Annotated in this window: 6 protein-coding genes and 1 pseudogene; 2 read left to right on the top strand and 5 right to left on the bottom strand. The window is 39.6% G+C overall.

Translation table 11 applies throughout. The features are described 5' to 3' along the window. The 5 genes and pseudogenes from KV40_RS25945 to KV40_RS25925 all read right to left on the bottom strand — a co-directional run. Positions 1 to 680, bottom strand: a pseudogene (locus tag KV40_RS25945) (hypothetical protein); the annotation flags it as partial. A 529-nt stretch (positions 681 to 1,209) separates the two neighbouring features. Beyond that, positions 1,210 to 2,004, bottom strand: coding sequence for a hypothetical protein (locus tag KV40_RS25940; RefSeq protein WP_036487442.1), 795 nt, complete (start codon positions 2,002 to 2,004; stop codon positions 1,210 to 1,212). A 215-nt stretch (positions 2,005 to 2,219) separates the two neighbouring features. Continuing rightward, a complete protein-coding gene (locus tag KV40_RS25935; protein WP_156114187.1) occupies positions 2,220 to 2,369 on the bottom strand; it encodes a hypothetical protein in 150 nt (49 codons plus the stop codon). Positions 2,370 to 2,392: 23 nt separating this feature from the next. After that, positions 2,393 to 3,262 carry a hypothetical protein gene (locus tag KV40_RS25930; protein ID WP_036487441.1) on the bottom strand — a complete coding sequence of 290 codons (870 nt, stop codon included), beginning with the start codon at positions 3,260 to 3,262 and terminating at the stop codon, positions 2,393 to 2,395. Between the two features lie 304 nt (positions 3,263 to 3,566). Next, positions 3,567 to 4,682, bottom strand: coding sequence for an FAD-dependent monooxygenase (locus KV40_RS25925; protein WP_036487440.1), 1,116 nt, complete (start codon positions 4,680 to 4,682; stop codon positions 3,567 to 3,569). Positions 4,683 to 4,917: 235 nt separating this feature from the next. Here KV40_RS25925 and KV40_RS25920 point away from each other — a divergent pair, with 235 nt between their 5' ends. Beyond that, positions 4,918 to 5,169 carry a TetR/AcrR family transcriptional regulator gene (locus KV40_RS25920; protein ID WP_036487439.1) on the top strand — a complete coding sequence of 84 codons (252 nt, stop codon included), beginning with the start codon at positions 4,918 to 4,920 and terminating at the stop codon, positions 5,167 to 5,169. Positions 5,170 to 5,721: 552 nt separating this feature from the next. Then, a partial coding sequence (ltrA, locus tag KV40_RS25915) for a group II intron reverse transcriptase/maturase (protein WP_036487438.1) occupies positions 5,722 to 6,815 on the top strand: 1,094 nt, incomplete at its 3' end.

The following is a 6,815-nucleotide window of genomic DNA, read 5'->3' as shown; positions in this document are numbered from 1 at the left end:
CACTGGCAAAGCCAATCGTAAACATCTAATTGACAATAGCCTTGCTCTATAGCTTGGTCTAGATACAGCTTTACCGCTTCTACGCTCAGTTGTAAATTTAGTTTTGAATTGAGTGTCTTCTGTATGTAACTTAAATGCAGTGTTTTATTAGCTTCTGACTTAAATATTTCCTCAATCGCTGGCATTACGGTTTTTGATAATTCTAAAAATCTAGCGACCGAATCTAATTCTCGCTCTGAATTATCCGTTTCGCTTTGAGACTCAGTAGAGTCGGTAGATGAACCAAAGTCAAACTTCGATACTGAAGACACGTCAGGCTCATCATCTAGAAAATCTTTTTTATCCTTCAATCCATTTGACCCGTCTTCTATCTCTATCTGTCCTTCTAATAAATTCAATCCTTTTCTTTTTCTTCTTCGGCGTTCTGAAGTTGATTCATCTTCAGCGTGGTTGTCAAGTAAAGAAGCTTCGTTCTTTTGTAAGCTAGAACCTAGTTCGCGATAGTTCTCTCTATTCTCTAAATCTTGTAGTAATACCTCTATTCTTTCTTGGTGTTCCTTGGCTTCCATAGCCTTAGCTAAATAGTATTCGTATTCATCTTGATAGTGGTCTTGTAATCTTTCTAAGTTTTCAATCGCTCTAAGTAACTCTTCTGACAACATTATTTGTTTCTCCGACATTGAGATAATTTACCATTACAATCGTTTCCGTAGCTCGGACAACATACTGCGTAGCTCATTCTCTCTACAACACGGTCACATCCTTTACAGACGAACTTATACTCTCGTTCGTACATTTTCCGTTCATGTTCTTTGACTGTGTACTTTCTATAGTGATCTGTTTTTACTTGTTGGACTAACTTTTCTGGACTCATTTGGTTTTGAATAACTTAAAAGGCTGTACTTTATTCTGACTAATTTTAATAGTTTGGAATCAGTGAAAAACGACTGTGATGGATAAATCGAAAACTTTCTTATATTTATCCAGCTATCAAAATGCCGTTTTACTTTGGCGTATAATACTACTATTTAGAAGTTTTTTGTTTTACCGTCACATCCGTCACGTTTATAACTGACAAGGTTTTCAGCCATCAAGATTCAATCACATTCATCGCTGCACTTAAAACTTGCTTGCTGCATATATACTACAAGATAGGCAGATCTCTAATGCTGCTTCAACTGCCCCTTGGTTAACACTTTCTACAAGTTATTACTTCAAGTACTTGGGTGCTTGAGTTGTGCTTTCACCGACCTGCTCAATCGCCTCAAAGCAATTCTTCTCTGGACTAAATTTAGCTTTTACGCGCACAAAATAACGTGGCATCTGCTGCTTTTTCTCAACATCAGGGTCGTATTTAAACGCTGCGACTGATGAATCTGCCCATTCTACTGGAATGTAATTTGGCTTCAGTATCTGTCTAGCCTTCTTAGTCCCAACCCTTTCTACAGTTTGAGCTAATTTTTCACTATAATTCCTTAACACTGCTATGACTGAGGACTCACAGAAGGATACATACTGCCAAAACCCTGATAGATAAAACTCACCTGGCTCTAAATCCTGAAAAATACTGGTTCTAGCTTCTTCTGTATTCGCGACCGTTACCAAATTGAAATTTATCTTATAGCCTTCTTGTCCTTTGTTGTGATTGATTTGGGGATAAACTGATAGCTTTTTAATGCTGCTGCCCTGAGACTTGATTTCTTCTACTAACGCTTTATATCTTTGCTTTGATTTAGCAGTATAGCCCAAACGATATGTTTGCCCTTCTATGGTAACTGTAAGTTGTTCTTCGTTTTTAACCGCTACTGCACCTTCAATTACTCCGATCGCTTGGAAGATTTTCTTAGATTCGGATGTCTGAGAGGTTTTGAGTTTAGTTTTGCTTGTATTGTCTGCTTCTAAATTAGATGATGAACTATTCTTGGGACTAAAGACTTTGTTGCCCCGATCTTGTTTCTGTGCTTCATTTTTCGTTGCAGGAGGCAAAGAGGTTTTATTCACCATCACTAATACCCAATAAAGTATTTTTCTTACTCTATCGAATTTTTTCGTTTTAGGCGATCGGCTTTGCCGCTGCCGTAGGCAATCGCGAAGCGGATGACGGGCGGCATAAACTGACAAGGAAACCTCGACAGACGCGCCCTCCCCTTCGGGCTTATCGCATGACTGCGCTGGCGCAAGCCAATCGCCTGAAGGAAGGTGGTTTTCGACAATCTCTTCTAATCTCGCTTTGAAACCACTTTAATTGCCGTTCTACCTCCTTGCTCGGCAGCATTGAGACTATAGCAAGCCAAATCAAAACTGTAGACTTTTCCTACTTCATCTATGATTGAAAACTGATAACAATGTGCAGTTGTGTAATAAACCACAAGGATATATTTATCAATCGCTATCAATTTTTCGACTCTAAATTCTTGTTGTGGCATATTTGCAATTGATTAATGTGAACTAATTCATCCACTAGTTCCAACGCCACCATATTATCCTCAATAGCTAATACTTGAAAGGGTTGCGCCCAACTCCAGTGACCAGGACAATCTTTAATCATTACCCGATCGCCCACGCTAAGAACTTCATCTTTAGTAGAGATTTCTTCAGCTTCTACTTCCTCAATATTTTCTTCTACTTCTGCTCGATTGTCTTCGGCAGTTTCTAGATTACCATCTTCTTCATCAACGCTCTCATCCATCACGCAATCGATCGCTTTAACCACCTTTTCCATCACTAAATTCCAGAGTTTATTAATGACACTCGTGCTACTAGAATCTGTCTTAGTTTTCATTACTTTGTTAGTAATCAGTGGCGGCTCATCATCTGCTGCATCACGAAGTCTTAAGCCTCTGATAAAAGAACCAGCGCGATCGCGTCCTTTCTCTATATTCAATCTCAACTGATTGTTTAACAGGTCAGATAGCAGGTTAACGAACCTACGTAACCCAATTGACCTAGTACCAGTATCGTGACAGTATTCAGCATAATTGGGATACAGCCATTCGTCATTGTGTAAGTACCAGTTATCTGAATTACTGTCTTTGTCGCGCTTGGCTACTCCGATATTAGTTCTCGCTTCGGGGTCTAAAATTACCTTATTATCTAGCCAGTCAGCGATGGGATTAGTTTCTACCAATGTCTGTGTCTTCATTGCTAATAGAGATGGTACGGCAGTTTCATAGTTTTTAATGATGTTAGTAGCTTCCTCCTCGTCCATTGCTAACACCCAATTTAGTAATCCTGATAGATAGGGGACAAATTCACCAAACATTTCTCCGTTACGATGTTCGATGAGATTGCGCTGGCGATCGCTCCGACACTCACTATAATTAAACCACTCAACCCAAGAATAATTAGAGGGTTTTTTTTAAGAAATAATAGTTCCATCTTTTAGCAAGCTGTTTAATTCGATTGGCTTTCGCTCGATAGCTACACTTCAATTTAAAAATCAATTCCGCTTGACTGCATGATGCTACATTCCTAACTTTTCTGGGACTTTGGAACTATTTAGGTCGAGTTGCCATAATAACTTTATAAAATTTCTTTCTGTGCCTGGAGCAAATGTTGGGTATTTGTTAAGCTCTGTAAGCATGAATAGTTTTAAAACTATTGGCGATCGCTGGTTTCATAAGTTTCATCAACGTTTCTCGCAATTTTACCGTAATTGGATGTGCTAACTGTCCCATTCGTCCCGAACGTAGAGACTGCTCGACGATTGACTTCGTGCGCGAAAACCTTTGTGATTCATAATTTTGAAAAGCTGTTGCTGGTGAGGAGTACTCTAATAAACATTTAGTCACTACCAGAGCATCTTCTAATGCCATACAAGCACCCTGTCCTAAAGTTGGGAGAGTAGGATGTGCGGCATCACCCAGTAAGGTGATATTTTGTTTGCTCCAAGGTAAAGCTGGTACTCGGTCATAAAGATCGGTTTTAATAATATCAGTTTCGTCTGTGGCAGCAATTAACTCAGGAATTGAGTCGAACCAATCTTGAAACATATTTTCTAATTCTTTTTTTCTGCCAATTGGCGCATCTGCCTGGTTTTCTGGAGCTAAGGCAGCTGCATACCAATACATACGACCTTTGCCTAACATCATAAATCCAAACCCTTTTCCTCGTCCCAAAAATTCTCTGATATAGCCAGGGTGATATGTATCGGGAACATGATTCGTTAAACCTCGCCAAGTCGTAAAGTTGCGATAAATGGGTGGTTGTTCCCCAAATAACTCGCTTCTTACTTTTGACCTCAGACCATCAGCACCAATGAAAGCGTCTCCTTCAACCATTAAGCCAGAAGTAAAATGAGCGCAAACTCGATTTTCAGAAAGCGAAAATCGCTCAAAAGTTTCTCCTAAGATAAATTGTTTCTCAGGTAGTCTACGCCACAACAATTCGTGTAAATCGGCTCGATGAATACCGATTGTGGGAAGCTCAAAACCATTTACAGGAACATTGACCAGCTCTTTACCGTTTTGAGAATTGAACTGATAGTTGGTAGTGATAACTCCCACTTCTTTAGCTTCTTCCAATAAGTCTAGATTTTTCAAGACATGAGTAGCGTTTGCCCAGAGTGCAATACCTGCACCTACTTCTTTCAGTTCTTTGACACGCTCGTAAACAACAGGGTAAAAACCTTCACGGTGGAGAGCTAACGCTGTTGCTACTCCTCCAATCCCTCCTCCAATCAAAAAATTTTTTTGTTTAAGTGCATTTTTTTAGAACTATGTTTTACCCAATTAACTAACTTACGCGATGTTTAGTTAAATATCAACTTACGTGATATTTAGTTGATTTGTCAACTTTTGCCATCAGCTCACTGAAGTCAACGCAGCTTGCATCCGCAAGCTCCACAAGAACGTTGACATAACAAGAAAATTCTCCCTATGCTAATTAACGCGAAAGTAAATTAAAAGTTCTGTGTTTATGGCTGACTCAAAAAAAAAGAAGACCTCTTCTAAAAAGTCCGTTCGTAGTCGAGACAGCGAAGCTACTCAAACAGAAATTTTAGATGCAGCAGTAGAAGAATTTGCCTTACAAGGTCTGAATAACGCTCGTATTGAAACTATTGCAGCTAATACGGGTGTCACCAAGGCGATGATTTATTATTATTTTGTGCGACGCAGTAAGTCGCTTGATTTAAGTGAAAATTTCATGACTGAGGTTATGGATTTCTAGTAGATTTCATCCTACTATTCCCACGTAAAGGAGTCTCGTACTCTGGTCACATTGAAAGTAAATAATGAACTCAATGGAATGCAGACCATGAATGTATCCGAAGGTGGATAACCTCTATCCAGCTAGGGCTAGGGAAAAGTTGGAAGGGTTAATGTAAATGAATTGTCGATGAGGTTCCGTTAATTAAAGTGGGTGAAATGAGGTTGATACACCCTGACCAAAATGGTAAGCGGGCTGGTTATTAGGTCAAAATATCTTGATAACGATGAAACACTGCCCCGTCGGAATATAGACAAAACCCTCCCCAACTGTATCTTAATCATGTGAAACTGCGGTAAGCCCTATAGGTTCTCATTTATGAGTAGGTCGGACGTAAGAAAGACGGAACCACCTAGAGGGTAAAGGATACGGAAAAAGCGAAAGCTACCAGCCGAAAGGCAACGCGAACAAATAAGCGGGTAGATAGGAGTTCTAGATTTGCTCCACTTGAAAGAGTGCTAAATTCCAATAGGTTATCAACGATAGACACTTTGTAAAGGAACTGAACCCATAGTGAAAGATAGAGTCCAATCGGACATCGGAGCTAGAAGAACCAAACTCACCAACTGGTCAGAAATTGACTGGAAAAAGGTGATGAAAAAGGTTAAGAACCTAAGACAGAGAATATATCGTGCGACAAAGCTCAAACAGTGGAATCGGGTCAGAAGCCTGATGAAACTAATGCTACGCAGCTACTCCAATTTAATGTTGTCAGTTAGCCGAGTCACCGAAGCTAATAAAGGGAAAAATACCCCAGGTATCGATGGATACTTGGCTAAAACCCCAAAACAAAGAGTCAAATTGGTAAATAACTGGGACTTCCAAGTATGGAAAATAAAACCCACCAAGAGGATATACATACCCAAATCAAACGGGAAAAAACGTCCTTTAGGCATACCTACCATTAATGACCGAGTGGCACAAGCCATTATAAAAAATGCCCTGGAACCAAGCTGGGAGGCAAGATTTGAAAGTAATTCTTTTGGATTCCGTCCTGGAAGGGGATGTCATGACGCAATTGAAGGATGTTTCTACAGATTCAGAAAAGGGTCGATAGACAACTGGATATTAGATGCGGACATCAAAGGGGCGTTCGACAACATTAGTCATGAGTTTATTCTCAAAAACCTAGAGTTTACTCCAGGCAGAGAGTTTATTAAACAATGGCTTAAAGCAGGATACGTAGAATCTCAAGTCCTCAACAGGACGGATAAAGGAACACCACAAGGTGGCAATTTAAGCCCTCTACTTGCAAATATTGCACTGGATGGGATGGACAATTGGCTCTCAAAGATTACCGAAACAAAAATATACGGCAAATCTAAAAGAGGAAAAGAACGCAGAATTTACGGATTTATCCGTTATGCGGATGACTTTATCGTTACAGCCCAAACCAGAGAACAAATAGAGGCTATTATCCCAAAGATTCAAGAATGGTTAGCCCACAGAGGTCTATGCCTCAGCGAAGAAAAAACTCAAGTTAGACATATTAACGAGGGTTTTAACTTCTTAGGGTTTAATATCAGAAGATTCAATGGGAAGTGCATTGTTAAACCTCAGAAGGAAAAGGTAAAGGAAAAACTCAACCAGATTAAAATATGGTTAAA

This window comes from Myxosarcina sp. GI1 (assembly GCF_000756305.1).
Lineage (GTDB): Bacteria > Cyanobacteriota > Cyanobacteriia > Cyanobacteriales > Xenococcaceae > Myxosarcina.
The sequence above is the reverse complement of the archived record's forward strand: the minus strand, read 5'-3'. Positions and strand labels throughout refer to the sequence as shown.